Source organism: Gemmobacter aquatilis (genome assembly GCF_900110025.1).
GTDB classification, from domain to species: Bacteria; Pseudomonadota; Alphaproteobacteria; order Rhodobacterales; family Rhodobacteraceae; genus Gemmobacter; species Gemmobacter aquatilis.
Map to the genome: position 1 here is coordinate 237,891 of NZ_FOCE01000003.1, position 25,955 is coordinate 263,845.

Sequence of the window (25,955 nt, forward strand, 5' to 3'; positions counted from 1 at the left end):
GGGTCCGGGGGCGTGAAGCCCCCGGCGGTCAGGCACAGGCAAGAGGCAGATCATGAAGCTCAAAGACCTCGACCTTTTCATCGTGGCGCCCCCCGCCCCCGGCTGGGGCGGGCGCTACTGGATCTTCCCGAAACTCACCACCGCCTGCGGCATCACCGGTTACGGCGAATGCTACGCCTCCACCGTCGGCCCCAAGGCGATGGCAGCGGTGATCGAGGATGTATTTTCCCGCCACATGCAGGGCGAAAACCCCGAGAATATCGAGCTGATGTTCCGCCGCGCCTATTCCGCAGGCTTCACCCAGCGCCCCGATCCCACGGTGATGGGCGCCTTTTCGGGGCTGGAGCTCGCCTGCTGGGACATTCTGGGCAAGGCGCGCAACCGCCCGGTCTGGGCCTTGCTGGGCGGGCGGGTGAATGACCGCATCCGCTCTTACACCTATCTCTATCCCGAACCCGGCAAGGAAACCGCGCAATTCTGGGTCGATCCCGATCAGGCGGCCGAGGCGGCGCTGCGCTTTGTCGATCAGGGCTTCACCGCTGTCAAATTCGATCCCGCCGGGCCCTATACCATCCATGGCGGTCACGAACCGTCGATGTCCGACATCACGCGCTCGGTCGCCTTCTGCCGCGCGATCCGGGCGGCGGTGGGGGATCGCGCCGACCTGCTGTTCGGCACGCATGGCCAGTTCACCACCCCCGGCGCGATCCGGCTGGGGCAAGCGCTCGAACCGTTCAACCCGCTGTGGTATGAAGAGCCGATCCCGCCCGACAACCTGCTGGAATTCGCCGAAGTGGCGCGCCACATCCGCATTCCGCTGGCCACGGGCGAGCGGCTGACCACCAAGGCCGAATTCGGCACCCTGCTGCGCGCGGGCGGGGTAAAGATCCTGCAACCGGCCCTAGGTCGCGTCGGCGGCCTGTGGGAGGCCAAGAAGATCAGCGCCATGGCCGAGATCTTCAATGCCGAAATGGCGCCGCATCTTTATGCCGGGCCGGTGGAATGGGCGGCGAATATCCACCTCGCCGCCTCGATCCCCAACCTGTTGATGGCTGAAACCATCGAAACCGGCGGCGCCTTCCACATGAAGCTGATCCGCAACAGCATCCGCTGGGAAGATGGCCATATCCTGCCGCCCGAAGCCCCCGGCCTCGGCATCGACTTCGACGAAGATCTGGCCCGCGCCCATCCCTATACCGGCACGCAACTGCATCTGCAGATGCAAGAGGCGCCCTGCGACTACAGCCGCCCCAACCTGTTCGAAGGCGGCGCACCAATCACGCTGCCGCAGCGCTAGGGGTTTGGGAATACCTGTCCGGGGCGCGATGCCCCGGCGCATTTCTGGCGGGCCCAGAAGGAATCGAACCCTCAACCTGCCGATTAGAAGTCGGCTGCTCTATCCAGTTGAGCTATGAGCCCGCTGCCGCTCTTTTGCGGCATGGCGGGGCGTCATGCAAGACGGAGCGACATGAAAATGGAGTTCGGGTCTTCGCGGTAATCGGCAAAGGGGCCACATTCGGCGAATCCGGCGCGCAGATACAGCGCGCGGGCCGGGGCAAAGATGCCTTCCACGCCAGTCTCAAGGCTCAGCCGGGTGAAGCCCTGCGCCCGCGCCTCGGCGATCAGGTGGTCAAGCATGGTTTTCGCCAGCCCCCGCCCCCGGGTTTCCGCCAGCACATGCATGGATTTGATCTCGGCATGGCTGTCGTCGATCCGCTTCACCGCGCCCATGCCGATGGCCTGCCCCGCCTCGCGCATCACGAAGAACGCGATCCCGGGTGCCGCCAGTGCATCGGCGGGCAGCATGTGGATCGATTCGGGCGGGGTTTCGGCGTGCATCGCCTCGGTATGGCGCTGATGCAGCAGCGCCAGATCGTCCTGCACCGGATGTTCGCGGGCGATGGTGATCATCGGCAAGGCCTGACCGGCAGCCGGTCAGTGCGTCCAGGCGCCACGGCGGCTGGTGGCGAAATTCTCGCCATAGCCCATCGGCCGGATATTGGCCTTGCGCGCCTGCGGTTCCATCACCACGGCTTCGATGCCATTGGCAGTGGCATAGTCTTGTGCGGCTTCGCGCGTGTCGAAGCGCAGCTTGACCTGCGTGCTGGTGTCGGTGGTCGAGGTCCAGCCCATCAGCGGGTCAACTTCACGCGCCGAGGCGGGCACGAATTCCAGCACCCAGCCCTTGGTCTTGGCGGTGCCCGATTGCATGGCGTTGCGGGCGGGCTGGTAGATGCGTGCGCGCATGGGATGCTCCTTGACCGGTCTGCCCTCTTATTGGCGAAAACGCTGTCTGAGGCAAGGCCTTGGCGGGCTGTCGCAGCAAGGATTTCAGAGGGAAGGCAAGGTCTGTCGGCCAGCCACTGGGTGTGGGGTGTGGGTGTGGTGCGGCCAGCCGACAGTGCGTTGCTTGCCCCTTGACCATGGCAGAGCGGCTCCCACATTTCAACCTAAAGTTTATTAACGGCGCATTAACTTCTCGCCATGGTTCACGCAGGCCAAGCCAGATGCCGCAGACCCTTGAACCGGAACAAAAACGGATCATCTTGGGGGCTGCATCAGGGAATCAGCCATGCCGCACAACAACACGAACACCCCCGCCCCCCGGCCCGAGGTGCTGACCCGCCCCAAGCTGGAAGGCGGGCGCCGATTCGTGCTGCAGTCGCCGTTCAGCCCGGCGGGCGATCAGCCCACGGCAATCGCCGAACTGGCGGGCGGCCTTCTGGCGGGCGAGCATGATCAGGTGCTGCTGGGTGCCACCGGCACCGGCAAGACCTTCACCATGGCCAAGATCATCGAACAGACCCAGCGCCCGGCGATCATCCTTGCCCCCAACAAGACGCTGGCCGCACAATTATACGGCGAATTCAAAGGCTTCTTTCCCGAAAACGCCGTTGAGTATTTCGTAAGCTATTACGATTACTACCAGCCCGAGGCCTATGTCGCCCGGTCGGACACCTATATCGAGAAGGAAAGCCAGATCAACGAACAGATCGACCGGATGCGCCACTCGGCCACCCGGGCGCTGCTCGAACGCGACGATGTGATCATCGTCGCCTCGGTCAGCTGCATCTACGGTATCGGCTCGGTCGAAACCTATTCGGCGATGACGCAAGATCTGCAGGTCGGGCAGATGTATGACCAGCGGCAGGTCATGGCCGAACTGGTGGCGCAGCAATACCGCCGCAACGATCAGGCCTTCCAGCGCGGCAGTTTCCGGGTGCGCGGCGACAGTCTGGAGGTCTGGCCCGCCCACCTTGAAGACCGCGCCTGGCGGTTTTCGTTCTTCGGGCCGGAACTGGAAAGCATCGTCGAATTCGATCCGCTGACCGGCGCCAAGACCGACAATTTCCCGCAGATCCGCATCTATGCGAATTCGCACTACGTTACCCCCCGCCCGACGCTGCAACAGGCGATCAAGGGCATCCGGCTGGAACTGAAGCTGCGGCTGGAGCAGTTGCACGCCGAGGGCAAGCTGCTGGAGGCGCAGCGGCTGGAGCAGCGCTGCAATTTCGATCTGGAAATGCTGGAGGCGACCGGCGTCTGCAACGGGATCGAAAACTATTCCCGCTATCTGACCGGCCGCGCCCCCGGAGAGCCGCCGCCGACGCTGTTCGAATTCATCCCCGACAATGCCATTGTTTTCGCAGATGAATCCCACGTTTCGGTGCCGCAGATCGGCGGCATGTACAAGGGCGACTATCGGCGCAAGTTCACGCTGGCGGAACATGGTTTCCGCCTGCCCTCATGCATGGACAACCGCCCGCTGAAGTTCGAGGAATGGGACGCGATGCGCCCGCAGACGATCTTCGTCTCGGCCACCCCGGCCGCCTGGGAGATGGAGCAGGCCGGCGGCGTCTTTGCCGAACAGGTGATCCGCCCCACCGGCCTGCTGGACCCGATGGTCGAGATTCGCCCGGTGGACATGCAGGTGGATGATCTGCTGGACGAAATCCGCCGCGTGGCAGCCCAGGGGTTGCGGATTCTGGTCACCACCCTGACCAAGCGCATGGCCGAGGATCTGACCGAATATTTCCACGAACAGGGCATCCGCATCCGCTATATGCACTCTGACATCGACACCATAGAACGCATTGAAATCCTGCGGGATTTGCGGCTGGGTGCCTTTGATGTTCTGGTGGGGATCAACCTGCTCCGCGAAGGATTGGACATCCCGGAATGCGGGCTGGTGGCGATTCTCGATGCGGATAAAGAGGGGTTCCTGCGGTCGGAAACCTCGCTGATCCAGACCATCGGGCGGGCCGCGCGCAATGCCGAGGGCCGGGTGATCATGTATGCAGACCGCATCACCGGCAGCATGGAACGCGCGCTGTCCGAGACGAATCGCCGCCGCGACAAGCAGATCGCCTACAATCTGGAACACGGCATCACGCCGCAGACCGTGAAGAAGAATGTCGAGGATGTGCTGGCCGGGCTGTGGCAGGGCGACACCGATATGTCGCGCGTCACCGCCAAGGTCGAAAAGCCGATGGCCGGGGCCAATCTGGCCGCGCACCTTGATGCGCTGCGCTTGCAGATGCGCAAGGCGGCGGAAAACCTGGAGTTTGAGGAAGCCGCCCGCCTGCGCGACGAGGTGAAGCGGCTGGAGGCGGTGGAACTGGCCATTGCCGACGATCCGCTGGCGCGGCAATCGGTGGTGGAAGAGGCGGTCGAGGCGGCGGTGAAAACCGCCGGGCGTTCGACCGCCGGACGGGCGGGCCAGCGCGGCGGCACCAAACGGCGCGGCCGCTGAACCGCCTCAGGTTCCGTTCGAGGCGGACCCGCCGCGGGTGGGGTGTGAGGCGGAACCGCTTCAGGCGCGTTTGAGCACGCGCACCACCACCAGCAGGATCACCGCCCCCAGCGTGGAATAGATGATCCCCCACAGGATGCCGCCGCCCGGCCCGAAGCCCAGACGCGGCAGGATCAGCGAGGCCACCAGCGCGCCCAGAATGCCGATGACGATGTTGCCGATCAGCCCAAACCCCGAGCCGGAGACCAGCTTGCCCGCAATCCAGCCCGCGACGGCGCCGATGAGCAGCATCACCAGCAGACTTCCAATTCCCATGACATCCCTCCGGGTTATTGCTGCGTCAAGCCTAGGCCGCCGATCCCGCAGCCGCAAGCGCCGCCGGTCAGAACACCGCCTGCACCTCGTACATCACCGGCTCGAACCCGCGGCACAGCGTGGCGATGCGGCGATTGCGCGTGCGCATTTCCTCGGTGCGCAGCATGGCCTGATAATCCTCGCGCCGCTGCCATTTGGAGTAATTGGCAATCCGCGTCTGCGCGTCGTTCATATGCAGGCCCGCGCCAAGAAACCCCGGCTGGTGGCGGATGAAGTCGCGATACGCCTCTTCCAGCGCCTCCATCAGGTCATGGGCGGTGCCCGGCGTCATCTCGAACGTGGTGATGATCGTCTGGCCTTGAAACTCCGTCGTGATCTCTGGCATGGTTTTCGTCCTCCCTCCGCCCGAGGGTAGCATCCGGCCGGGAAAAAACCATGCAGATCATCGACCCGAACCACCCGTTCTTCCGCCCGGTCTGGCGGCGCTGGGCCACGGCACTGTTTCCGCTGGCTTGGGCGGGGATCGAGGTCTACGGCGGCAGCCCGGGCTGGGCGATGCTGTTCGGCGCGGTGGGGGCCTATGCGGTGTGGCAACTCCTCATCGTCGGCCCTTCGGACACTTGATCCGCGCGCGCATGTCGCCGCTGTCGCCTTCGATACTGCGCGGCACCACCTCGCAGCCGGTCAGGCCCGTCACCACGCCGATCATGTTGGCACGGATCAGATCGTGATCCGCGCCAAAGGCTGAACCAAGGCGGATCACCTCCACCCGGTCCTGCTTGCGGTACAGCACATAATCATGCCCGCCGAGCCGGGTTTCATGGCGGGCCGCGCCCAACATGCCGGGCGCGGGCTGCGCACCGCAGGCCACAAGGCAGAGAATCAGCAAAAGGGAAACAATGCGCATCATCTGCCCACCCTGCCGCAGCGCCGGTTAAGGCCGGGTTAAGCCACACCCACCAGTGATTGCGCCCGGCCCTTCTGGTTCCACTGTTTCTTGCGATTTTCCGCCCCATCGGCCAATCTTCGCCGAGACACCGCGCCGCATTGCAAAAAACGCCCGGAAACGGCATAGTTCATGCAAGAAAATGACCCGTGGCGGAGGATTTCCCCGCCCATGAGGCAAGAGGCAGAAAATGGCAAAACTCGTTCTGGCAGGCGCTATTGCGGCGCTTTTGCTTCCCCTGATGTCCATGCAAGTGCAGGCTGGCCCGATCGAGCGCGCCTGTCTGCGCTCGGATCGCGCGAATGGCGACCGCGGGCTGTGCGCCTGCATCCAGCAGGTCGCCGACCGCACGCTGAAAGGCGGAGATCAGCGCAAGGCCGCGCAATTGCTCAACAATCCCGACAAGGCGCATGATGTCTGGATCTCCAAACGCGCCTCGGACGATGCGTTCTGGGAACATTACAAAGCCTTCGGTCAGGCCGCCGAGGCCTATTGCGGCGGCTGAGCCGCGCGTAGCGCCGCGATCAGCCCCCGGCTCGCCGCCTCGACCAGATCCAGCGTCTGGTCGAAATCATGGGTATACCAGGGGTCGGGCAGGTCGCTCAGCCCACAGTCTGGCGCGTAGTCCAGAAACAGGCGTGGGGCGGCCCCCTGCCCCGCCTGCCGCCACAGCGCCATGGCGTCGCGCAGATTGCTGCGATCCATCACCAGAACCTGATCGAAGCGGGCGAAATCGCCCCGCTGCACCTGCCGTGCCCGCAGCGCGCGCAGGTCATAGCCGCGTGCGGCAGCGGCGGCGATCATCGGCGGATGCGGCGGCTCGCCGACATGCCAGCCCCCCGTTCCGGCACTGTCCACCACGACCGGCAGCCGCACGGTCTGCGCCATCTGGCGAAACACCGCCTCGGCGGTGGGCGAGCGGCAGATATTGCCGAGGCAGACAAAGAGGATACGGTGCATCATCCGCAAGATGTGCCACGGAGGCCACGCGATGGAAAGACTGGTGATCCTGACCGGCGCGGGGATCAGCGCCGAAAGCGGGCTGGGCACCTTCCGCGACAAGGACGGGCTGTGGACCCGCCATGACCTGTCAGAGGTCGCCACGCCCGAAGGATTTTCCCGTAACCCAAAGCGCGTGCTGGATTTCTACAACGCCCGCCGCGCCAACAGCCGGGCCGCCGCCCCCAACCCCGCCCATGAGGCCCTGGTACGGCTGGAGCAGAGCTATCTCGGCGAGATGCTGATCGTGACCCAGAATGTCGATGACCTGCACGAACGCGCCGGGTCGCGCAATGTGTTGCACATGCACGGCACGCTGGAGGGCGCGCTGTGCGCCGCCTGCGGCCACCGCTGGCCCGCCCCCGCCATCCAGCGCCCGCAAGACCCCTGCCCCGCCTGCACCACGGCGCAGGCGCGGCCGGATATCGTCTGGTTCGGCGAATATCCCTATCACATGGAGGACATCTGGCAGGCGCTGCGCCGGGCCGATGCCTTTGTGGCCATCGGCACCTCGGGCACCGTCTATCCGGCGGCGGCCTTTGCGCAGGATGCCGGGCGCGCCGGGGCCTTCTGTCTGGAACTGAATGCCGAGGCCAGCGCCGTGGCCCCGGATTTCGACGAGGTGCGCCTCGGCCCCGCCTCCCGCATCGTGCCGGATTGGGTGGCCGAGGTGCTGGCGCGGGGGCGCGTGCTTTAGCCCCCCGCCGCGCCGGTCAGTTGGAGGCGCCGCCCTGCATCTTCATGCCGCCGCCCATCTTCATCCCGTCCTTGCGGGCCAGATCGACCGGGATTTCCACGGTCATCGGCCCGGCCTTCTCGAAGGTCAGCGTCACGCTGACCTTGTCGCCCTGCGCCAGTTCGCGCGTCAGGCCGAGGAACATCACATGATCGCCGCCGCGCGCCAGCGCATGGCTGCCATGGGCCGGAACCACGAAACCTTCCGGCACTTCGACCATCTGCATCACGCCATCGGCCCCGGCGATATGGGTGTGCAGTTCCACCCGCTGCGCCACGTCAGAGGCGGCAGAGACCAGCCGGTCATCGGCAGCGGCGTGATTCTCGATCACCATGAAGGCCGCGCCGCTTTTGGCCATCATGCCAGAGGTGCGGGCATAGGCGTCGGTGATGGTAATATCCTGCGCAAAGGCGGGAAGGGCCACGACCATGGCGGTGGCGGCAAGCAGGGATTTCAGCAGGGTCATCTGTTCTGTCCTTTGAATGAGAAAATACGAAGGGATCAGAGCAGGATCGGTGGCCCCCGCGCCTGTGGCGGCAGGCCCGCGCAAGGCTGCGCCGCAACCCCGGTCGGCAGGATCAGCGCAACACAGCGCTGCGGCACGGCCAACGGGCCGCTGGCCTGTGCCAGCAATACACCGGGCGCCATGGCCAGCGTGCAATCGGGGCACAAATGCAGCGTGCCCACCGGCTGGCCCTCGGCATTGACGGAAATCTCCATCATGCCAGACCCCGAACAGATCACGATCGTCCCCGCCATCGGGGCCTGCACCCGCGCGACAGCCATGCCAACAGCGCCGATGCCCAGCACCAGCGCAAGCAGCAAACCAGACAGAAGACGGAACCGCATCATGGGGCACAGCCATAGCGGCTTGCCCGGCACTTGCAAGGCGGCAAAATCACGCGGCCCCAAATGCGAAAACCCCGCCCTTTCGGGCAGGGTTCGCATATCGGCGAAAGACGCAAGAAATCAGGCGGCGGCCTGAACCTTGGCGATTTCTTTCTTGATCTTCAGCGCCTTGTCCGACAGCTCGTCGTCCTTCGACTTGGCGAGGAACGCGTCGAGCCCGCCACGGTGGTCCACCGTGCGCAGCGCAGCCGCGGAAATGCGCAGCTGGAAGGATTGCCCCAGAACGTCAGAGATCAGGGTGACCTCGTTCAGGTTCGGCAGGAAGCGCCGACGGGACTTGTTGTTGGCGTGGCTGACAGTGTTGCCAGTCATCGGGCCTTTTCCGCTCAGTTCGCAGACGCGCGACATCGTCGTGATCCTTGTCTTGACGGGCCCTTGCGCCACGGCGGAAGCCCGAAGTAACACTATTAGACCCCGCTGTCAGCAGCGAGACCGAATTCCATTGCCGCCGTTTAGGTGCAAACCGAACCGAGGTCAAGCGATTCACCTGTGCCGCCTCGATATTTTGCGCCCGCAGACGGCTCAGCGGCCCAGCAGCGCCAGAACCTCGCCCGCCGCCTCGTCCGGCGTGCGCAGCCCGGCGCCGACATCGGTGCCCAGCTTCTGCATCAGCCCGCGCAGCGGATCGCGGGTCAGGCTGGCCAGCAGCCCCTGCCGCACCTCTTCTTCAAACCAGTGGCGGGCCTGCAGGGCGCGGCTTCTGTCCCAATGGCCGTGATCGCGGCGCCATTGCGCCAGCGCCTGCATTTCGCCCCAGGCATCCTTCAGCCCCTGTTCGGCCAGCGCCGAAACCGTCAGCGCCTTGGGAAAGCCCTCGGGGTCTTGCGGGCGGCGGCGCAGCAGCCGCAGTGCCCCCGCATAATCCGCTTGGGTGCGCAAGGCGGCGGGTTTCAGATCGCCATCGGCCTTGTTCACCAGAATCAGGTCGGCCATTTCCATGATGCCGCGCTTGACGCCCTGCAATTCATCGCCCCCGGCAGGCGCCAGCAGCAGCAGAAACAGATCGCACATCTCGGCCACCATGGTTTCCGACTGTCCCACCCCCACCGTTTCGATCAGCACCACGTCGAACCCCGCCGCCTCGCACAGCGCCACCGCCTCGCGGGTGCGCCGCGCCACGCCGCCCAGATGGGTCTGGCTGGGCGAGGGGCGGATGAAGGCCAGCGGGTCGCGGCTGAGCCGTTCCATCCGCGTCTTGTCCCCCAGAATCGAGCCACCCGACCGCGCCGAAGACGGATCGACCGCCAGCACCGCCACCCGCAGCCCCTGCGCCGTCAGCAACAGGCCGAATGCCTCGATGAAGGTCGATTTGCCCACGCCCGGCGTGCCCGAAAGCCCGATGCGCAGCGCCTGCCGCCCGTTTCGCGCCACCTCGGCCACCAGCGCGCGGGCCTGCGCGCGGTGATCCTCGCGCGCGCTTTCCACCAGCGTGATCGCCCGGGCCAGCGCCCGGCGCTCCCCGGCTTTCACGGATTGTGCAAGGGCTGTAACATCCATGGCAGTGCTCCGGCAGGCAAAACGGATTATGCCGCCCAGACCGGCAGGGAATGGCCGAAAGAAGGCTGGCGGGGCTGTAATGCCCGCTTGTCACATTATATTCCAGCCCAAGATGCAGATTGCGTTGCGAAAGCAACCGGAAAGGGCCTTGCGCCATGAAAATGAACAGCAGACTTGCGGCGGCACTGGTCGGGTTTGGCCTGTCGGCGGCCCCGGTCACGGCAGCGGCGGAAGAGGCGCGTTTCGATTTCGTGCTGGCGGGCCTGACCGCAGGCACGCTCAGCTGGTCGGGATCGGGCGCACCGGGCGGCAGCTACAGCGTGACCGGGCGACTGAAAACCTCGGGCATGGCGGCCTTGCTCAAGAAGGTCAGCTATGACGCCACGGCCAGCGGCATCATCAGCGTCGATGGCCGCTATCAGCCCGCCAGCTATAGCGAGGATGCCGATACCGGGCGCCGTCAGTCGCAATCGCAGATCAGCTATGCTAACGGCGTGCCCACCGTCACCCGCAGCCAGCCAGAGCGCAAGGCCCGCCCTTATGACATCTCGCCCGCCGATCAGGGGGGCAAGGTCGATCCGCTGACCGCGATGTTCGCCACGCTGCGCGACGTGGCGCCGGGGGAAGAATGCAACCGCAGCCTGCAGATCTTCGATGGCCGCCGCGCCAGTCAGGTGACCACCGGCACCCCGCAGGCGCAGGGCAACAAGGTGACCTGCACCGGCGAATACCGCCGCATCGCCGGCTTCTCGGCCGATGACATGGCCGAAAAGACCCGCTTCCCCTTCACGCTGACCTATGCCCCCGGCCCCGATGGCAAGATGCGGGTGGTCGAGGTGGCGATGGATTCGCTCTATGGCAAGGCCCGGCTGGTGCGCCAGTAACCCCGGCGCGAAAGCCTTGCACCGCGCGGCGTGATCTGGTCATTCCGGCATCACGCCTGCGAGGATGCCGATGCCACCCCATAGCCCCCTGCCGCCCCCTGCCGCCTTGCCGATCGACGAGGCCCTGCCCGACCTGCGCGCCGCACTGCAAGCGCGCGGCATGGCGGTGCTGCAGGCGCCCCCCGGCGCGGGCAAGACCACCCGCGTGCCGCTGGCGTTGCTGGATTGGGGGATGGTGCAGGGCCGCATCCTAATGCTGGAACCGCGCCGCCTTGCCGCCCGCGCCAGCGCCGAACGCATGGCCGCCACCTTGGGCGAGGAACCGGGGCAGACCGTCGGCTACCGCATCCGCGGCGAATCCAAGGTCAGCCGCGCCACGAAGATCGAAGTGGTCACCGAAGGCATCCTGACCCGGATGCTGCAATCCGACCCGTCGCTGGACGGCATCGGCGCGCTGATCTTCGACGAATTTCACGAACGCAGCCTGAATGCCGATCTGGGCCTTGCCCTGACGCTGGAGATTCGCGCCGCGCTCCGCGACGACCTGCTGCTGATCGTGATGTCCGCCACGCTGGACGCCGCCCCGGTGGCCGCCCTGATGGGCGATGCGCCGCTGGTCACCAGCGCGGGCCGCGCCTTCCCGGTGGAAACCCGCTGGCTGCCCCGCCCGCTGGACGCCCGCGCCAGGCTGGATGGCGCCACCGCCGCACTTGTGCAGCAGGCGGTGGAAGACTGCCCCGACGGCGGCGTGCTGGTCTTTCTGCCCGGCGAGGGCGAGATTCGCCGGGTCGAATCCCTGCTCCGCAACCGCCTGCCCGCCGAGTGCGACCTGCGCCCGCTGTTCGGCGCGATGGAATTTGCCGCCCAGCGTGCCGCCCTTGCCCCCGCCCCCGCAGGCCGCCGCAATATCGTGCTGGCCACCTCCATCGCAGAAACCTCGCTGACGCTGCCCGATATCCGCGTGGTGGTGGATGCCGGGCGCGCCCGCCGCGCGCGGTTCGATGCGCCCTCGGGCATGGCGCGGCTGATCACCGAACGGGTGACCAAGGCCGAGGCCGAACAGCGCCGGGGCCGCGCGGGCCGGGTGGCCCCCGGCATCTGCTATCGCCTGTGGTCGAAGGGCGAGGAGGGCGGCCTTGCCCCCTTCCCCCCGGCCGAGATCGAGGCGGCAGACCTGACCGCCCTCGCCCTTGAACTCGCGCTGTGGGGCTCGACCGACCTGCCCTTCCTGACCCCGCCGCATCCCGGCGTGCTGGGCGAAGCGCAGGCGCTGCTGACGCAGTTGCAGGCGCTGGACAAGGGCCGCATCACCGACCATGGCCGCGCGCTGGCTGCCCTGCCGCTGCACCCGCGTCTGGGCCATATGCTGCTGCGCGCTGGCGGCGGGGCCGAGGCGGCCACGCTGGCCGCCCTGCTGGCCGAACGCGACCCGCTGCGCAGCGCCCCCGCCGATCTGGCGCTGCGCATGGCCGCGATCCGCGATCCGGCCCGCGTGGCGCGCGACACGATCCACGAACCGCACCGCCCCACCATCGAACGCATCCGCGCCGAGGCCCGGCGGCTGGAACGCGCGGTGCCCGCCAAACCGCTGGGCCTCAGCCTCGCGCAACTGGCCGCGCTGGCCTATCCCGACCGCGTGGGCCTGCGCCGCAAGGGCGACGCGCCGCGCTGGGTGCTGTCGGGCGGCAAAGGGGCGGCGATGGCGGCAGGACAGCCGCTGTCGGGCGCCCGCCTGCTGGTGGCCACCGATCTGGACGGCGATCTGCGCGAAGCCGACATCCGGCAGGCGATCCCGATCACCGAGGCCGAGCTGCGCGCGGTTCATGGCGACCGCATCGCATGGCGCGATGTCTGCGACTGGTCGAAACGCGAAGGCCGGGTGATCGCGCGGCGGCAGGAATGTTTCGGCGCACTGGTGCTGGATGATCGCCACTGGACCGACGCCCCGCCCGAGGCGCGCGCTATGGCCGCCCGGGAGGGGCTGCGCCAGATCGGCCTGGTCTGGACGCCCGCCGCCCGCCGCCTGAAGGCCCGCGTCGATCTGTGCCGCCGCGACGGCGCCGATCTGCCTGACCTTTCGGATGAGGCCCTGCTGGCCGGTGACGCGCTGCTGCCCTATCTGTCGGGCCTGAAAACCGAAGCCGACCTGCGCAATCTGGACCTGCTGGAACCCCTGCGTGCCCATCTGGGATGGGAGGCGCTGCAACTGCTGGACCGGCTGACTCCCGCCCATTTTGAAACCCCTTTGGGCCGCCGCGCCCCCATCGACTATGACGGCGAGGCCCCGGGGATCGAGGTGCGCCTGCAGGAAATGTTCGGGGTGACCATCCACCCCACTGTCGGCCCCAAACGCCTGCCACTGCGCATCACCCTGCTGTCGCCGGGCGGAAAACCCGTGCAGGTCACCTCGGATCTGCCGGGATTCTGGACCAATTCCTATGCCGATGTGCGCCGCGACATGCGCGGGCGCTATCCGCGCCACCCCTGGCCCGATGACCCGCGTGAGGCCGACCCCACCACCCGCACCAAACCGCGCGGCACCTGAAACAGGCCGAAACAGGACTTGATCCCCCCCGCCCTTCCACCCCACCCGCTTTTGCTGTATCGCCAGATCCAAACCGTTTTGGAGATTGCGATGCCGATCGAAGCGCGCGGGCGTTGGGCCGTGGCGGCCATGTTCCTGATCAACGGCTTCCTGATGGGGGCCTGGGCGCCGCAGATCCCGCTGCTGCTGCCCCGCCATGACATCGGCGAGGCGGTGCTGGGCCTGCTGATCCTTGGCCTTGGCGCGGGCGCTGTCACCGCGATGCTGTTCGCGGGCCGCCTGATCGCCCGCTTTGGCTCGCGCCGGGTGCTGCAAGCCTTCGCGCTGCTGTCGCTGCCCACCCTGCCGCTGATCGTGCTGGCCCCCACCCTCTGGACCCTCGCCCCCGCGATGATGCTGTTCGGCGCCATGCTGGGCTGCATGGATGTGGCGATGAATGCCAATGCGGTGACGGTCGAACGCGCCCTGGGCCGCGCCATCATGTCCTCGTCGCATGGGTTCTGGAGCCTGGGGGGCTTTCTCGGCGGCAGCCTCGGCGGGGCGTTGATCGCGCTTCTGGGCGCCCCGGGGCAGGCGCTGGCCGCCACCGGGGCCAGCGCCCTGCTGTTTGCGCTGGCCGCACCGCATCTGCTGGCCGATCCGCCCAGCCCGCCGCAGGCCACCCCGCACAGCCCCCGCCTGCTGCCGCGCGATCCGGTGATCTGGGGGCTGGGGCTGCTGGCGCTGCTCTGCATGTTGCCCGAAGGTGCGGTGATGGACTGGTCGGCGCTCTATCTGCTGAAGGAACATGGCATCGGCGTTGCCAGCGCTGGCCTTGGCTTTGCCTTTTTTGCCGGGGCCATGGCGATCATGCGCTTTGTCGGCGATGCGCTGCGCAACCGCTTTGGCGCAGTGGCCACCCTGCGGCTTTCGACCCTGATCGCGGCGGTGGGGCTGCTGGGCGCGGCCCTTGCCCCCACCGCGCCGCTGGTTCTGGTCGCCTTCGCGCTGGCGGGCTTTGGCCTCGCCAATACCGTGCCGATCCTGTTCTCCGCCGCTGGCAACCACCCCGGCCTCAGCACGGGCGCCGCTTTGTCCACCGTCACGATGATCGGCTACTCCGGCATCCTCGTTGCCCCCTCTGCCATCGGCTTCGTGGCCGAACACATGGGCTTTCGCCTGACCTATGCCGCACTGGCCGTGCTGCTGCTGGCGGTCAGCGCCTTGGCCCGCATCGCCCGCAATGCCGATCGGCCGCACGCTTGACCCAAATCATGGCGCGCCGCCCCCTCCCCTGCAACACTATCCGCAGGGAAAGCCGCCGACAGGCGCGCTGGGGAAGGAACAGCCATGACACTTTTCACACATGAATTCATCCGCTCTGCCGGTCCGGCGGCCCGCCTTGCAGGCCCCGCCGCAGGCACCGACTTCTTTGGCGAGGCGCTGGCCGTCACCGCCCTGGCCGGGGGGGGCTTCGCCATTGCCTGGGCTCATCGGCCCGAGGGCGGCGCGCAGGGCATCTGGATGCGGGTCTTCGGCGAAGACGGTACGCCCGAAGGCGCCGCCCGCCAGATCAGCCGCGCGCTGACCGATCCGGGCGGCACGCCGCTGGACCAGAACGCCCCGCATATCACCCCGGCCGAAGACGGCTTCCTCGTCAGCTGGACCTCGGTCGAGTATAATTCCGGCTACAACACCGGGCGCAATGTAATGGCCCGGCTGTTCGACGCCGATGGCGGTGCGCAAACCCCCACCTTCGTGGCCGCGCTTGAAACCAACGCGCAGGGCGATGTCATCACCAGCAGTTGGGAATATGCCCCCGCCTCCACCACCCTGTCCGACGGGCGCATCGTGCTGGCCTTCGCCGATGACGGCGATATCGGGCTGAGGATCCTCAGCACCACCGGCACCCACCTCACCCCGATCTGGCGCGCCAATGCCGTGGCCGAGGGGCAGCAGGCCGCCCCCGATGTCGCCGCCCTCGGCAATGGCGGCTTTGTCGTGGTCTGGGAGGATTCAAGCAGCAGCGACGGCAGCGATTACGGCGTCTTCGCGCAACTCTTCGATGCCGATGGCGCACGCGTCGGCACGCAATTCGTGGTCAGCAGCGAAACCTTCGCCAGCCAGTATGCCCCGCAGGTCGCCCGCCTCGCCGATGGCGCCTTTGTCGTGACATGGACCGAAAACTACGATCCCGCGATCGAAACCAACCGCAATTTCATCAATGCCCGCATCTTCGACGCCGACGGCACCCCGCGCGGCGACGCCTTTGAAATCCGCCCCGAGGGGGGCCCGTGGTTCGGGCAGGATGGCGCCGAAATCGTCGCATTGCCGGATGGCGGTTTCCTCGCACTCTATACGCTCGATACCGCCAAGCCCGGCAATATCTATGGCGATCAGGATGTGCTGATCCGCCGCTTCGATGCGCGCGGCCACGCGCTGGGGCCGGAATTTCGCGTCAATCCCGGCGATGGCAGCGTGAATGATGGTGACCAGTATCAACTGCATGGCACCGCGCTGGATGATGGCCGCGTGGCACTGGTCTGGACCAACGCCGCCACCGCGCAGGTGCTGACCCGGCTGATCGACCTGTCAGAGGTGAACGGCACCGGCACGTCAGGCGATGACTTCATCACCCTGCGCGGCAACGGCCACGCCCGCACCCTTGGCGCCGGGCAGGATGCGCTCGTGGGCTCGGGCGGCAATGACATCGTCTTCGCCGGCGGCGGTGCCGACAGCATCGCCGGTCAGAACGGCGCCGACCAGATCAGCGGCGAGGATGGCGCCGACCGGCTCGAGGGCGGCACAGGCCGCGATCGTCTGACAGGGGGCAGTGGCAATGACCGCCTCAGCGGCGATGCGGGTGCCGATACGCTCAGCGGCGATGGCGGCGCGGATGTGTTCCTGTTCACCGCCGCCACCGACAGCGGCACCGGCGCTGCCCGCGACCTGATCACCGATTTCAACAGCGGCACCGACCGGATCGACCTCAGGGCGCTCGACCTGACCTTCATCGAAACGGCCAGCTTCAGCGGCCAGGCAGGCGAACTCCGCTTTGCCCGCGTCGGGGGCGACGGCCTGCTGCAAGCCGATCTCGATGGCAACGGCACCGCCGATTTCATCCTGCGCCTTGCCCATGTCACCAGCCTGAACGCGGATGACCTGCTGCTCTGACCCCTCATTTTCTGTTTGAAAATATCCTCGGGGGGTGAGGCCGCAGGCCGAGGGGGGCAGACAGCCCCCCTTCTTCCTTCACCGTCGCCAAATCCCGGTCACAACCCCAGACACCAGCGCATCACCGCCTTCTGCGCATGCAGCCGGTTTTCCGCCTCGTCGAACACCACCGAATTCGGCCCGTCCATCACCGCGCTGGTCACCTCGTCATTCCGGTGCGCCGGCAGGCAATGCATGAACAGCGCGTCGGGCTTGGCCTGCGCCATCAGCGCCTCGTTCACCTGATAGGCGCGCAACTGGTTGTGGCGGCGCTCTTTCGCGCTTTCCGGGTCGTGCATCGACACCCAGGTATCGGTCACCACCAGATCGGCGCCCGCCATAGCCTTGGCCGGATCCCGCTCCACCTGCACGCTCACCCCTTTCGACCGGGCAAAGCCCAGCCAGTCCGCCTCGGGGTCCAGCGTCTGGGGGCCGGTAAAGGTGAAATCGAAGCCGAACTGCCCTGCCGCATGCAGAAAGCTGGCGCAGACATTGTTGCCATCGCCACACCACACCACCTTCTTGCCTGCGATCGGGCCGCGATGTTCCTCATAGGTCATCACATCGGCCATGATCTGGCAGGGATGGGTGCGGTTGGTCAGCCCGTTGATCACCGGCACCGTGGCATATTCCGCCATTTCCTGCAGCGTCGCTTCCTCAAAGGTGCGGATCATGATCAGATCGACATAGCGGCTCAGCACCCGGGCAGTATCGGCAATCGTCTCGCCATGGCCCAACTGCATTTCCTTGCCCGACAGCACCATGGTCTCGCCGCCCATCTGGCGCACGCCCACATCGAAAGACACGCGGGTCCGGGTGGAGGGTTTTTCGAAGATCAGCGCCACCATGCGGCCCTTCAGCGGCTGGTCATCATCCGGCGTGCCCTTGGGGCGGCCATTGCGCGCGGCTTTCATCGCATGGGCGGAATTGATCATCCGCCGCAGATCTTCGGCCGAGGTGGTATGAATATCAAGGAAATGCGTCATCGTGTGGTCTTTCTGGCGGATCGCCGGGGGCTGCCTGCCCCCGGACCCCCGGGAGTATTTTTACCAGGATGAAGGGAGAAGGGCAGAAAGCCCGTCCCTTCGCGTCACGGTCCGGCGCAGGCTCGTCGCCAGGCCCGCACGGCGCGTTCGTTCGAAGGATCGGGGTCCGCCAGACCCGGATCAACCGCCCGCGCCTCCGGCGCAGCACCGGGCCAAGGCGGTCCGGGCCGGATCAGAGACGCAAGGCAGGCGGTTTCAAGCGGCATCCTGCTCCACCCGGCTGGCAGCAGCGTCCAGCCGCTTCAGCGCCTCGGAAATATCGGCGTCGGGGATGTTCAGCGCGGGCAGCAGGCGCAGGCAGTTGTCGGCGGCGGCGACGGTCAGCAGATGTTCGGCATAGCCCGCCTTCACCACATCCAGATTGGGCGCCTTGCATTTCAGCCCCAGCATCAGTCCCTGCCCCCGCACACCCTCGAACACCGCGGGATGGGCGGCGACAAGCCCCTCCAGCCCCTGCCGGAACAGGCCCGCCTTGCGGTTCACCTCGGCCAGAAACGCATCGTCCGACACGATCCGCGTGACCGCAGCCCCCACCGCACAGCCCAGCGGGTTGCCGCCATAGGTGGAGCCATGCGTGCCCACGACCATGCCCGAGGCCGCGTCTTCGGTGGCCAGCACCGCGCCCAGCGGGAAGCCGCCGCCGATGCCCTTGGCCACCATCATGATATCCGGGGTCACCCCCGCCCATTCATGCGCGAACAGCTTGCCGGTGCGCCCCATGCCGCATTGCACCTCGTCGAAGATCAGCAGCGCGCCATGCGCGTCGCACAGATCGCGCAGCCCCTTCAGGCAGGCATCGGGCAGCGTGCGGATGCCGCCCTCGCCCTGAATCGGCTCGATCATCACGGCGGCGGTCTTGTCGCTGATCGCGGCGCGCAGCGCGTCATGGTCGCCGAACGGCAGTTGCCGGAAGCCCGGCATCAGCGGGCCAAAGCCCTTGACCATCTTTTCCGACCCGGCCGCCGCAATCGCGCCGGTGGAGCGGCCATGGAACGCCCCCTCGAAGGTCAGGATCTCGATCCGCTCCGGCTGGCCTTTGTCATACCAGTATTTGCGGGCCATCTTGATCGCCAGTTCCGCCGCCTCGGTGCCTGAATTGGTGAAGAACACGGTATCGGCGAAGGTCTTGTCCACCAGCAGCTCGGCCAGCGCCTCCTGCTCCGGGATGCGGTAGAGGTTCGACACATGCCACAGCTTTGCCGCCTGATCGCTGATCGCCTGCACCAGCGCCGGATGGGCATGGCCCAGCGCGTTCACCGCGATACCGGCGCCCAGATCAAGGTATCGGCTGCCATCCTCGGCGGTCAGCCAGCTTCCCTCACCCTTGGTGAAAGCCAGCGGCGCGCGGTTATAGGTCGGCAGAACAGCGGTGATCATGGGAATATCCTTGCGGAAGCGAAGCCATAGGGGTGCCAAAGGCACAGCGGCATGTCAACGGGGGAGGATCGGAGAGACCGGGCGAAAGCGCCCGAACAGATCGCGCAGGACAGCACGCGCTCAGGCGCGGGTGCGTCGGCGTCGGGGCAGCTGGAAAAGGCGGCTCTGGGCGATCATGCGGATCGCATAGCGCGCGCCCGGGCGGCTGTAAACGATTTTCTGCCGACATGGCTCCGGCAGGTCACGCCAGCCTCCGCGCAAGCAGGCTTTCAGCCCGCTCTGGCCCCTGCAGGCCCCCCCCAAGCGCATTTTCCAAAGAAGCAAGGGGAAGGCACAGCTCTGCACCTTCTTCTTTGCCCAAATACCCTCTCGCCGAAGGCGCCCTGCCGCGCCGCCAGACCGAAGCCTCGGCCAGCGCGCAACTGCCGCCCCTGCGGCAGCGGGCGAGCGGGGGCTCGATGCCCCCCGAGCCCGCCCCCGTTTCCGGGTGCAGCCCCGATTCTGCCAGCCCCTCACCCCTTGGGGCGTTCCAGCCGATAGCTGCCTTCCGGCAGATCCAGCGCCGCCGCCAGATCGCGCAGCTGTGTCATGGACAGGGTGATGACCATCGGCTCTTCGGTGATCGGATGCAGCTGTTCCAGCGTGATGCAATCGTCAAAGGCGTTGATGGTGATGTCTTCCTGCAGCCCCTCATGCCCCTCGTCGATGAGGGTGATCACGGTGGCGTCGAAGTCGTGCTCGATGGTAAACATGCGCTCAGGTTAGGCCCGGCGCCGCCCGCGTGCAATCGCAAAGGCGCCCCCGCCATGAATTGCGCGTGAGCGGGCCACCCGCCCCTTTCCGCCGCCCGCGGATTTGCTAGGGTAGGGAAAAAGCAGAATGGAGCAGGCAGCATGGCATGGATGAAACCGGCCCTTTGGGGGGTGCTGGCGCTTGCCCTTGCGGGCTGCGTGCAGCCTGTCGCCGCCCCGATTGCGCAACCGCCCGTCTTTCCCGTGGCCGCCAGCGCGCCGCTGTCCCCCGCGCAGGCGGCCGAAAACTTCATCACCGTGGTTGACCGGGTCGAACCCGTCGCCGAACGCCTGTGCCGCGAACGCACCCGGGGCATGGCCGATTGCAATTTCGAGATCGTCATCGACCGCCGCTTCGAGATGCCGCCCAACGCCTTTCAGACGCTGGACGAACAGGGCCGCCCGGTGGTCGGCTTCACCCTCGCGCTGATCGCCGATGCCCGCAATGCCGACGAGATCGCCTTCGTTCTGGGGCACGAAGCCTCGCATCACATCCTTGGCCATATCGCCCGCCAGCAGAACACCGCCGTCACCGGCGCGGTGCTGGGCGGCGTGCTGGGGCAGATCACCGGCGCCGACGGGGCCGCGCTGGAACATTGGCAGCGCATCGGTGCCAGCGTCGGCGCCCGCCGCTATTCCAAGGCGTTCGAGCTGGAGGCCGACGCGCTGGGCGCCGAAATCGCCTTTGATGCCGGCTATGATCCGGTGCTGGGCGCCGGGTTCTTCTCGCGCCTGCCCGATCCGGGCGACGAATTCCTCGGCAGCCACCCGCCCAATGCGCAGCGTCAGGCGCAGGTCGCCGCTGTGGTCGCCCGGCTGCGCGCCGCCGGTTCTTGATCTGCGTCAAGGCGTCGCGCCCCGCCCTGTCGCATCCTTGCCAGACAGGAGAAGGAGATCGCAGATGATCGGGTATGTCGAAGCTCCGAAAGCGTGGTGGCTCACGCATGGCATGGCGCGGGTGGCGGGGGTCAGCCTGCCGCGCGCCGTCACCGAAGGTTGGCTCAAGCGCAGCGAGCTGGCGCGGCTGGTCAGCCGCTGTCAGGGCTGCGCCTGCGCCGAGACCTGCATCGATTGGGTGGCCCATGCGTGCAAGGATCAGGCGCTGCCGGAGTTCTGCCCCAACAAGCACGAGATCGAGGCGCTGGCCCATCCGTAGGGCGCTGGCGCCCGCCGCCCCGCCGCTTTACCCTGCCCGCGAACAGCGAGGTCAGGATGCGGCAGATCGAGAATGTGGTCAGCGACCGGGGGTCGAAATATGCGGTCTCCGGCGGGCCTGTGCAGGGCCGGGCGGGATGCGAGGCGTTCCTCGCCACGCTGAAGCGCACGAAGAAATACGCCAAGGCCACGCATAATTCCTGGGCCTGCCTGCTGTCCGAGGGCGGGCCGGTCAAGAATGACGATGGCGAAAGCGGCGCAGGTGCGGTGATCCTGCGGATGCTGGAACGTGCCGAGTTGCGCGACACCATCGTCGTCGTGACGCGCTGGTATGGCGGCGTGCATCTGGGCGGCGACCGCTTTGCCCATGTCGTCACCTGTGTCCGCGCCTTTCTGGAGGCCGAGCGCACCGATTGACCCGATCTCCACCCCGGGTATGAGGCCGCCGCGATGGACAGCCCGCCCCCCGCCTGCCATATCCGCGCCGATACGGGCAGGAGGATGCGATGCTGAAACTGGGGGCGGAACTGCGCAGGCTGGGCAATACCGCGCGCTGGTCATGGCAGGGCTGGCGTGCCGCCTGGGCCAGCGAGAAATCGCTGCGCCAATGGGTCGGCGTCAACCTGGCCTCGGCCACACTGGCCTTCCTGCTGCCGCTCGCCCCCGGCGAACGTGCCCTGATCCTGGCGCTTGGCCTGCTGATCCTGGTGGCCGAGCTGTTCAACACCGCGATCGAGGAAGCCATCGACTATATCTCGACCGATCAAGACCCCCGCGCGGGCCGCGCCAAGGATTGCGGCAGCGCCGCCGTGGCGCTGACCGCGATTGCAGGCGGTGTCGCCTGGCTGGTGATCCTGCTGGGCTAGGCCCTTACGCCCGCCGCCACAGGTTCAGCCCGAAACACAACACCCCGGCCAGAATCGCCAGTTCCGCCACCGGGAACACCGGGCCGATCACCTCGCCCGCAACGGTCCCGCTCATCATCAGGGCCAGCGCCGCCAGCAAGACCAGCGCGCCCGCCTGATGCAGCCAGAAATGCGCCCGCGCCAGCCCGGCTTCCGCCAGCCCCGGAATCACCCGGTAGCACAGGCCGAACACCGCCATCAGCGTGAAGCCCAGCAGGTTGATATGCGCATGAACCGGCGCCAACGTATGATCGCCCGAGGCGCCCATATGGCTGCCCAGCCCGATCCCGATCACAAGATACAAGGTACCGATCAACAGGAAATTCCGTGAAATTGCCATGATGCTTTCCCTGAATGGAACGCGCGTTGCTGCGCGCGCCAAAAGCATATCACGGATTCGTGTTTTGCCAGCCCCCGCGATCAGGTGCCGATCACCCGGCCCCACAGATCATATTCCCCGGCCTCTTCCACCTCGACCGTCACCAGATCGCCGGGCTGCAAGTCCTCGAACCCCTCGTCGATGAACAGGTTGCCGTCGATTTCCGGCGCGTCGGCCTTGGTGCGGCAGGTGGCGCCTTCGGCATCCACCTCGTCCACCAGCACCTGCATCACCTGCCCCACCTTCGCCGCCAGCTTGGCCTCGGAAATGGCCTGCGCCTTTTCCATGAAGCGGTCCCAGCGTTCCTGCTTCACCTCGGCAGGCACATGGTCCGGCAAGTCATTCGACCGCGCCCCCGCGACGTTTTCGTACTGGAAGCAGCCGACGCGATCCAGTTGCGCCTCGTCCAGCCAGTCCAGCAGGGTCTGGAACTCCGCCTCCGTCTCGCCGGGATACCCCACGATGAAGGTGGAACGCAGCGTGATGTCCGGGCAATCGCGCCGCCATGCCGCGATTTCATCCAGCGTCTTTGCCGCCGCCGCAGGCCGCGCCATGCGGCGCAACACCTCGGGGTGGGCGTGCTGGAACGGAATGTCGAGATAAGGCAGCACCAGCCCTTCGGCCATCAGCGGGATCAGGTCGCGCACATGCGGGTAGGGGTAGACATAGTGCAACCGCACCCAAAGCTCGTCCTTGGCGCCCAGCCGCCCCAGCTCGCGCGCGAGGTCAGTGATATGCGCCCGCACCTCGCCGCCCTTCCAGGGGCTCAGATCATGCTTGCGGTCCACGCCATAGGCGCTGGTATCCTGCGAAATCACCAGCAACTCGCGCACGCCCGCATCCACCAGCTTTTCCGCCTCGCGCAGCACGGCATGGGCCGGACGGCTGACCAGTTTGCCGCGCATGTCGGGGATGATGCAGAACTTGCACTTGTGGTTGCAGCCTTCCGAAATCTTCAGATAGCTGTAATGGCGCGGCGTCAGGCTGACCCCGCTGGTCGGCAGCAGATCGATGAACGGATCGGGCGATGGCGGCACCACCTTGTGCACCGCATCCAGCACCGCCTCGTATTGATGCGGGCCGGTCACCGCCAGCACCTTGGGATGCGCGCCGGTGATATAATCCGGCTCGGCGCCCAGACAGCCGGTGACCAGCACCTTGCCGTTTTCGCGCAGCGCCTCGCCAATCGCCTCAAGGCTTTCGGCCTTTGCACTGTCCAGAAAGCCGCAGGTGTTCACGATCACCGCATCGGCGCCCTTGTAATCGGGGCTGATCGCATAGCCTTCGGCGCGCAGCCGGGTCAGGATGCGCTCGCTGTCCACCAGCGCCTTTGGGCAGCCGAGCGAGACCATGCCGATGGTCGGTTGTCCGGCGCGCCGCTCGTCAGGGACAAGCGCGCGGGCGAGGTCGGGGCGAAGGCTGGGCGGGTTTTGCGACATGCGCCCCATATAGCCGCAGCGGCGACTGGCGCAAAGGGGCCTAACGGCAGCATCTGGCGCCAAATCCGCCCCCGATCCGCTGCGCGACCCTTTGCCGAGGCGTCGGCAAACGGTTGTTGCCCGCGCGCAGGCAGTCTACGATTCGCCAACCCTGCGGCCCCTCCCTGCGGCCCTCTCGGCGGAAGAGACCAAGATGCGCTGGCTGACAAAGTTCATGGCAACGGTTCTGGTGGCCCTGCTGCTGCTGGGCGGCATGGTGCTGCTGATGCCCAAGGATGGCGTGGGGCGGCTGGCCGCCGAACGCTTTGCCGTCGCCACCGGCCGCCCGATCCAGATCGACGGCGGCTTCACCGCCCGGCTCTGGCCGCTGGTCGGCGTGCGCACCGGCCCGGTGCGCATCGCCGCTGCGGCGGGCGGCGATGCCCCCGATCTGCTGCGCGCCTCGGCCATGGACATCGGTCTGGATTTCGCGGCGATGATGAGCGGCAAGCTCCAGATCACCGCGATCCGCCTGCACGATGCCGAACTGGTGGTGGAACGCGACACGGCGGGCCACCTCAACTGGGCCTCGCCCGGCACCGCCCCCGCCGATCCGGCGGCGGAAGACGCCTTCAGCATTGGCGCCGTGGTGATCCGCGACGGCACCCTGCGCCTGATCGACCGGATCAGCGGCACCGACCTGCGGCTGGACGCGCTGCAACTGGATGCCGAACTGCCCGCCTTTCACGGGCTGATGCTGGCCAATGCCAGCGCCAGCCTGAACGGGCAAACCCTGCGCGCCGACATCGCGCTGTCCGATGCGGCGGCCACCCTGCAAGGCGCCCCCGCCGATCTGGACCTGACGCTGCAAACCGGCGCCGCAGCCCTGCATTTTTCCGGCACCGCCGGGCTGGCGCCGCTGCAGGCCGAAGGCGCGCTGGTGGCCGATTTCACCGATACCGCCGCCCTCGCCGCGCTGGCGGGCCTGCCGCCGCCCACGCTGCCCAAGGGCCTTGGCGCGGAAAGCCTCACCCTCGAAGCGCAGATGCGCCTGCAGCCCGACCGCGAACTGGCCCTGTCCGATGCCGTTCTGGCCGCCGATGGCCAGCAGATCACCGGCGCGCTGCGCTGGCGCCCGGCGGGCGAGCGCCCCCGGCTGGATGCCAATCTCGACCTTGGCGCCTTCACCCTGCCCGGCACCACCGCCCCCAGCGGCAACGCCCCCGCGCAGGGCTGGCCCACCGCCGCCCTGGATGTGACCGCGCTGGACCTGTTCGATGCCAGTGTGGACCTCACCGCCCAAAGCCTCGCCTTCGGCAGCGCCGCCCTTGGTCCCACCCACGCCAACCTGACGCTGGACCGCGCCCGCGCCGTGCTGACGCTGCAGGATGCCGATGCCTATGGCGGCACGGCGGCAGGCAGTTTCGTGGTGAACGGGCGCAAGGGCCTGTCGGTCGGCGGCGACCTGCGCTTCAAGGGCCTGACGCTGGAAGCGCTGTTCGCCGATGTCGCGGGCTTTGACCGGCTGACCGGGCGCGGCGATGTGCGGCTGAAATTCCTCGGCATCGGCAACAGCATCGACGCGATCATGCACAGCCTGTCGGGCGACGGCGAAATCCGCATGGGCAAGGGCGAGATGCTGGGCCTCGATCTGCCCGGCATGTTGCGCGCCATGGACCCCGGCTATGTCGGCCCGGGCCGCAAGACCGCGTTTGACAGCCTGTCCTTCAGCTTCACCCTCAACAAGGGCGTGGCCGAAATCGGCGATCTCGCCATTGCCTCGCCGCAGTTTTCCACCGATGGCGCGGGCACGCTGGATATCGGCGGCCAAAGCGTCACCTACCGCCTGTTGCCCCGCCTGCCCGCCAGCCCCGACGGCACACCGGGGATCGAGGTGCCGGTGCTGATCTCCGGCCCGTGGTCCGATCTGAACGTGCGGCTGGATCTGGAATGGCTGGGCCAGCAGCGCCAGCAGGCCGAACGCGAACGCGCCGAAGACCTCGCCCGCCAGCGCCTGCAGGAACTGTCCGGCGCCACGCCTGTCCCTGGCGACTAGCTTCGGCCCACCCGAAGCCATGGCTCGGGATTTCCTGCTTTTTCCAAAGCCC

General features: G+C 67.1%; 29 protein-coding genes and 1 tRNA gene. 14 read left to right on the plus strand and 16 right to left on the minus strand.

The window, feature by feature from the left end:
* Window positions 1–52: 52 nt before the first annotated feature.
* Window positions 53–1,297, plus strand: a complete 1,245-nt coding sequence (locus BMX43_RS08015; protein WP_091299835.1) for a mandelate racemase/muconate lactonizing enzyme family protein — start codon at window positions 53–55, stop codon at window positions 1,295–1,297.
* Between the two features lie 45 nt (window positions 1,298–1,342).
* Here BMX43_RS08015 and BMX43_RS08020 read toward each other — a convergent pair.
* From BMX43_RS08020 to BMX43_RS08030, 3 genes are all read right to left on the minus strand, one after another.
* Window positions 1,343–1,419, minus strand: a tRNA-Arg gene (locus BMX43_RS08020).
* A gap of 30 nt (window positions 1,420–1,449) precedes the next feature.
* Entirely contained in the window at window positions 1,450–1,911 is a 462-nt protein-coding gene (locus BMX43_RS08025) for a GNAT family N-acetyltransferase (RefSeq protein WP_091299839.1), read from the minus strand.
* A 24-nt stretch (window positions 1,912–1,935) separates the two neighbouring features.
* Complete coding sequence (locus tag BMX43_RS08030; RefSeq protein ID WP_091299842.1) at window positions 1,936–2,247, minus strand: ETC complex I subunit; 312 nt, start codon at window positions 2,245–2,247, stop codon at window positions 1,936–1,938.
* A gap of 325 nt (window positions 2,248–2,572) precedes the next feature.
* Between BMX43_RS08030 and uvrB the strand changes: the two genes are divergently transcribed.
* Window positions 2,573–4,753: an excinuclease ABC subunit UvrB gene (gene uvrB, locus BMX43_RS08035; RefSeq protein WP_091299845.1), complete on the plus strand. Its 2,181-nt coding sequence runs from the start codon at window positions 2,573–2,575 to the stop codon at window positions 4,751–4,753.
* 60 nt (window positions 4,754–4,813) lie between these two features.
* On the opposite strand, the gene BMX43_RS08040 is transcribed toward uvrB, so the two are convergent.
* Both BMX43_RS08040 and BMX43_RS08045 read right to left on the minus strand, forming a co-directional pair.
* Entirely contained in the window at window positions 4,814–5,068 is a 255-nt protein-coding gene (locus tag BMX43_RS08040) for a GlsB/YeaQ/YmgE family stress response membrane protein (protein ID WP_091299848.1), read from the minus strand.
* 67 nt (window positions 5,069–5,135) lie between these two features.
* Window positions 5,136–5,453, minus strand: a complete 318-nt coding sequence (locus BMX43_RS08045; RefSeq protein ID WP_091299851.1) for an antibiotic biosynthesis monooxygenase family protein — start codon at window positions 5,451–5,453, stop codon at window positions 5,136–5,138.
* A gap of 50 nt (window positions 5,454–5,503) precedes the next feature.
* On the opposite strand from BMX43_RS08045, the gene BMX43_RS08050 reads away from it, so the two are divergent.
* On the plus strand, window positions 5,504–5,692 hold the full coding sequence (locus tag BMX43_RS08050) for a hypothetical protein (RefSeq protein ID WP_091299855.1): 189 nt from the start codon (window positions 5,504–5,506) through the stop codon (window positions 5,690–5,692).
* Here the strand turns inward: BMX43_RS08050 and BMX43_RS08055 are convergent.
* Complete coding sequence (locus BMX43_RS08055; protein WP_091299858.1) at window positions 5,667–5,978, minus strand: hypothetical protein; 312 nt, start codon at window positions 5,976–5,978, stop codon at window positions 5,667–5,669. The two genes, BMX43_RS08050 and BMX43_RS08055, sit on opposite strands and share 26 nt — an antisense overlap.
* 226 nt (window positions 5,979–6,204) lie before the next feature.
* Here BMX43_RS08055 and BMX43_RS08060 point away from each other — a divergent pair, with 226 nt between their 5' ends.
* On the plus strand, window positions 6,205–6,519 hold the full coding sequence (locus BMX43_RS08060) for a hypothetical protein (RefSeq protein ID WP_091299861.1): 315 nt from the start codon (window positions 6,205–6,207) through the stop codon (window positions 6,517–6,519).
* Here BMX43_RS08060 and BMX43_RS08065 read toward each other — a convergent pair.
* Complete coding sequence (locus BMX43_RS08065) at window positions 6,504–6,977, minus strand: low molecular weight protein-tyrosine-phosphatase (RefSeq protein WP_091299863.1); 474 nt, start codon at window positions 6,975–6,977, stop codon at window positions 6,504–6,506. The genes BMX43_RS08060 and BMX43_RS08065 overlap by 16 nt on opposite strands.
* A 28-nt stretch (window positions 6,978–7,005) precedes the next feature.
* On the opposite strand from BMX43_RS08065, the gene BMX43_RS08070 reads away from it, so the two are divergent.
* Window positions 7,006–7,710, plus strand: a complete 705-nt coding sequence (locus BMX43_RS08070) for an NAD-dependent deacylase (RefSeq protein ID WP_091299866.1) — start codon at window positions 7,006–7,008, stop codon at window positions 7,708–7,710.
* Between the two features lie 16 nt (window positions 7,711–7,726).
* Here the strand turns inward: BMX43_RS08070 and BMX43_RS08075 are convergent, their stop codons facing one another.
* The 4 genes from BMX43_RS08075 to meaB form a co-directional block, all read right to left on the minus strand.
* Window positions 7,727–8,215, minus strand: coding sequence for a copper chaperone PCu(A)C (locus tag BMX43_RS08075; protein WP_091299871.1), 489 nt, complete (start codon window positions 8,213–8,215; stop codon window positions 7,727–7,729).
* 35 nt (window positions 8,216–8,250) lie between these two features.
* Window positions 8,251–8,598 (minus strand): hypothetical protein, encoded by a 348-nt coding sequence (locus BMX43_RS08080; protein WP_139201550.1) that lies wholly within the window; start codon window positions 8,596–8,598, stop codon window positions 8,251–8,253.
* Between the two features lie 120 nt (window positions 8,599–8,718).
* A complete protein-coding gene (gene rpmB / locus BMX43_RS08085) occupies window positions 8,719–9,006 on the minus strand; it encodes a 50S ribosomal protein L28 (RefSeq protein WP_091299878.1) in 288 nt (95 codons plus the stop codon).
* Between the two features lie 174 nt (window positions 9,007–9,180).
* Window positions 9,181–10,155 carry a methylmalonyl Co-A mutase-associated GTPase MeaB gene (gene meaB, locus BMX43_RS08090; RefSeq protein ID WP_091299882.1) on the minus strand — a complete coding sequence of 325 codons (975 nt, stop codon included), beginning with the start codon at window positions 10,153–10,155 and terminating at the stop codon, window positions 9,181–9,183.
* 155 nt (window positions 10,156–10,310) lie between these two features.
* Here meaB and BMX43_RS08095 point away from each other — a divergent pair, with 155 nt between their 5' ends.
* From BMX43_RS08095 to BMX43_RS08110, 4 genes are all read left to right on the plus strand, one after another.
* The gene (locus BMX43_RS08095; RefSeq protein ID WP_091299885.1) at window positions 10,311–11,039 is read left to right on the plus strand and encodes a DUF3108 domain-containing protein; all 729 of its coding nucleotides are present in this window, start codon (window positions 10,311–10,313) and stop codon (window positions 11,037–11,039) included.
* Window positions 11,040–11,109: 70 nt separating this feature from the next.
* Window positions 11,110–13,584: an ATP-dependent helicase HrpB gene (hrpB, locus tag BMX43_RS08100; RefSeq protein ID WP_091300215.1), complete on the plus strand. Its 2,475-nt coding sequence runs from the start codon at window positions 11,110–11,112 to the stop codon at window positions 13,582–13,584.
* 90 nt (window positions 13,585–13,674) lie between these two features.
* Window positions 13,675–14,829 carry an MFS transporter gene (locus tag BMX43_RS08105; protein WP_091300220.1) on the plus strand — a complete coding sequence of 385 codons (1,155 nt, stop codon included), beginning with the start codon at window positions 13,675–13,677 and terminating at the stop codon, window positions 14,827–14,829.
* 84 nt (window positions 14,830–14,913) lie between these two features.
* Window positions 14,914–16,737 (plus strand): calcium-binding protein, encoded by a 1,824-nt coding sequence (locus BMX43_RS08110; protein ID WP_091299888.1) that lies wholly within the window; start codon window positions 14,914–14,916, stop codon window positions 16,735–16,737.
* Window positions 16,738–16,835: 98 nt separating this feature from the next.
* Here the strand turns inward: BMX43_RS08110 and argF are convergent, their stop codons facing one another.
* From argF to BMX43_RS08125, 3 genes are all read right to left on the minus strand, one after another.
* Complete coding sequence (argF, locus tag BMX43_RS08115) at window positions 16,836–17,762, minus strand: ornithine carbamoyltransferase (RefSeq protein WP_091299891.1); 927 nt, start codon at window positions 17,760–17,762, stop codon at window positions 16,836–16,838.
* A 255-nt stretch (window positions 17,763–18,017) separates the two neighbouring features.
* A complete protein-coding gene (locus BMX43_RS08120; RefSeq protein WP_091299894.1) occupies window positions 18,018–19,199 on the minus strand; it encodes an aspartate aminotransferase family protein in 1,182 nt (393 codons plus the stop codon).
* 512 nt (window positions 19,200–19,711) lie between these two features.
* On the minus strand, window positions 19,712–19,951 hold the full coding sequence (locus BMX43_RS08125) for a hypothetical protein (protein ID WP_091299897.1): 240 nt from the start codon (window positions 19,949–19,951) through the stop codon (window positions 19,712–19,714).
* A 141-nt stretch (window positions 19,952–20,092) separates the two neighbouring features.
* Here BMX43_RS08125 and BMX43_RS08130 point away from each other — a divergent pair, with 141 nt between their 5' ends.
* The 4 genes from BMX43_RS08130 to BMX43_RS08145 all read left to right on the plus strand — a co-directional run bounded on the left by BMX43_RS08130 (window position 20,093) and on the right by BMX43_RS08145 (window position 22,011).
* The gene (locus BMX43_RS08130; protein ID WP_245749415.1) at window positions 20,093–20,827 is read left to right on the plus strand and encodes a M48 family metallopeptidase; all 735 of its coding nucleotides are present in this window, start codon (window positions 20,093–20,095) and stop codon (window positions 20,825–20,827) included.
* Window positions 20,828–20,891: 64 nt separating this feature from the next.
* Window positions 20,892–21,146 carry a DUF6455 family protein gene (locus BMX43_RS08135; RefSeq protein WP_091299901.1) on the plus strand — a complete coding sequence of 85 codons (255 nt, stop codon included), beginning with the start codon at window positions 20,892–20,894 and terminating at the stop codon, window positions 21,144–21,146.
* A gap of 56 nt (window positions 21,147–21,202) precedes the next feature.
* Window positions 21,203–21,562 (plus strand): YigZ family protein, encoded by a 360-nt coding sequence (locus BMX43_RS08140; RefSeq protein WP_091299903.1) that lies wholly within the window; start codon window positions 21,203–21,205, stop codon window positions 21,560–21,562.
* An 89-nt stretch (window positions 21,563–21,651) separates the two neighbouring features.
* Window positions 21,652–22,011, plus strand: coding sequence for a diacylglycerol kinase (locus BMX43_RS08145; RefSeq protein ID WP_175482054.1), 360 nt, complete (start codon window positions 21,652–21,654; stop codon window positions 22,009–22,011).
* Window positions 22,012–22,015: 4 nt separating this feature from the next.
* Here BMX43_RS08145 and BMX43_RS08150 read toward each other — a convergent pair whose 3' ends face one another.
* Complete coding sequence (locus BMX43_RS08150) at window positions 22,016–22,390, minus strand: hypothetical protein (protein WP_091299908.1); 375 nt, start codon at window positions 22,388–22,390, stop codon at window positions 22,016–22,018.
* Window positions 22,391–22,470: 80 nt separating this feature from the next.
* Window positions 22,471–23,877 (minus strand): 30S ribosomal protein S12 methylthiotransferase RimO, encoded by a 1,407-nt coding sequence (gene rimO / locus BMX43_RS08155; protein WP_091299911.1) that lies wholly within the window; start codon window positions 23,875–23,877, stop codon window positions 22,471–22,473.
* Window positions 23,878–24,061: 184 nt separating this feature from the next.
* Here rimO and BMX43_RS08160 point away from each other — a divergent pair, with 184 nt between their 5' ends.
* Window positions 24,062–25,903, plus strand: a complete 1,842-nt coding sequence (locus tag BMX43_RS08160) for an AsmA family protein (RefSeq protein ID WP_091299914.1) — start codon at window positions 24,062–24,064, stop codon at window positions 25,901–25,903.
* Window positions 25,904–25,955 lie beyond the last annotated feature (52 nt).

Bases quoted from the DNA above. Each gene is read 5' to 3' on its own strand.
- BMX43_RS08110 (WP_091299888.1), top strand. From the start codon at position 14,914: ATGACACTTTTCACACATGAATTCATCCGCTCTGCCGGTCCGGCGGCC.
- BMX43_RS08065 (WP_091299863.1), bottom strand. From the start codon at position 6,977: ATGATGCACCGTATCCTCTTTGTCTGCCTCGGCAATATCTGCCGCTCG.
- rpmB (WP_091299878.1), bottom strand. From the start codon at position 9,006: ATGTCGCGCGTCTGCGAACTGAGCGGAAAAGGCCCGATGACTGGCAAC.
- BMX43_RS08150 (WP_091299908.1), bottom strand. From the start codon at position 22,390: ATGGCAATTTCACGGAATTTCCTGTTGATCGGTACCTTGTATCTTGTG.
- BMX43_RS08160 (WP_091299914.1), top strand. From the start codon at position 24,062: ATGCGCTGGCTGACAAAGTTCATGGCAACGGTTCTGGTGGCCCTGCTG.
- BMX43_RS08015 (WP_091299835.1), top strand. From the start codon at position 53: ATGAAGCTCAAAGACCTCGACCTTTTCATCGTGGCGCCCCCCGCCCCC.
- meaB (WP_091299882.1), bottom strand. From the start codon at position 10,155: ATGGATGTTACAGCCCTTGCACAATCCGTGAAAGCCGGGGAGCGCCGG.
- BMX43_RS08120 (WP_091299894.1), bottom strand. From the start codon at position 19,199: ATGATCACCGCTGTTCTGCCGACCTATAACCGCGCGCCGCTGGCTTTC.
- BMX43_RS08080 (WP_139201550.1), bottom strand. From the start codon at position 8,598: ATGCGGTTCCGTCTTCTGTCTGGTTTGCTGCTTGCGCTGGTGCTGGGC.
- hrpB (WP_091300215.1), top strand. From the start codon at position 11,110: ATGCCACCCCATAGCCCCCTGCCGCCCCCTGCCGCCTTGCCGATCGAC.
- BMX43_RS08055 (WP_091299858.1), bottom strand. From the start codon at position 5,978: ATGATGCGCATTGTTTCCCTTTTGCTGATTCTCTGCCTTGTGGCCTGC.
- BMX43_RS08030 (WP_091299842.1), bottom strand. From the start codon at position 2,247: ATGCGCGCACGCATCTACCAGCCCGCCCGCAACGCCATGCAATCGGGC.
- rimO (WP_091299911.1), bottom strand. From the start codon at position 23,877: ATGGGGCGCATGTCGCAAAACCCGCCCAGCCTTCGCCCCGACCTCGCC.
- BMX43_RS08125 (WP_091299897.1), bottom strand. From the start codon at position 19,951: ATGTTTACCATCGAGCACGACTTCGACGCCACCGTGATCACCCTCATC.
- BMX43_RS08135 (WP_091299901.1), top strand. From the start codon at position 20,892: ATGATCGGGTATGTCGAAGCTCCGAAAGCGTGGTGGCTCACGCATGGC.
- BMX43_RS08140 (WP_091299903.1), top strand. From the start codon at position 21,203: ATGCGGCAGATCGAGAATGTGGTCAGCGACCGGGGGTCGAAATATGCG.
- argF (WP_091299891.1), bottom strand. From the start codon at position 17,762: ATGACGCATTTCCTTGATATTCATACCACCTCGGCCGAAGATCTGCGG.
- uvrB (WP_091299845.1), top strand. From the start codon at position 2,573: ATGCCGCACAACAACACGAACACCCCCGCCCCCCGGCCCGAGGTGCTG.
- BMX43_RS08045 (WP_091299851.1), bottom strand. From the start codon at position 5,453: ATGCCAGAGATCACGACGGAGTTTCAAGGCCAGACGATCATCACCACG.
- BMX43_RS08025 (WP_091299839.1), bottom strand. From the start codon at position 1,911: ATGATCACCATCGCCCGCGAACATCCGGTGCAGGACGATCTGGCGCTG.
- BMX43_RS08095 (WP_091299885.1), top strand. From the start codon at position 10,311: ATGAAAATGAACAGCAGACTTGCGGCGGCACTGGTCGGGTTTGGCCTG.
- BMX43_RS08060 (WP_091299861.1), top strand. From the start codon at position 6,205: ATGGCAAAACTCGTTCTGGCAGGCGCTATTGCGGCGCTTTTGCTTCCC.
- BMX43_RS08040 (WP_091299848.1), bottom strand. From the start codon at position 5,068: ATGGGAATTGGAAGTCTGCTGGTGATGCTGCTCATCGGCGCCGTCGCG.
- BMX43_RS08130 (WP_245749415.1), top strand. From the start codon at position 20,093: ATGGCATGGATGAAACCGGCCCTTTGGGGGGTGCTGGCGCTTGCCCTT.
- BMX43_RS08050 (WP_091299855.1), top strand. From the start codon at position 5,504: ATGCAGATCATCGACCCGAACCACCCGTTCTTCCGCCCGGTCTGGCGG.
- BMX43_RS08075 (WP_091299871.1), bottom strand. From the start codon at position 8,215: ATGACCCTGCTGAAATCCCTGCTTGCCGCCACCGCCATGGTCGTGGCC.
- BMX43_RS08070 (WP_091299866.1), top strand. From the start codon at position 7,006: ATGGAAAGACTGGTGATCCTGACCGGCGCGGGGATCAGCGCCGAAAGC.
- BMX43_RS08105 (WP_091300220.1), top strand. From the start codon at position 13,675: ATGCCGATCGAAGCGCGCGGGCGTTGGGCCGTGGCGGCCATGTTCCTG.
- BMX43_RS08145 (WP_175482054.1), top strand. From the start codon at position 21,652: ATGCTGAAACTGGGGGCGGAACTGCGCAGGCTGGGCAATACCGCGCGC.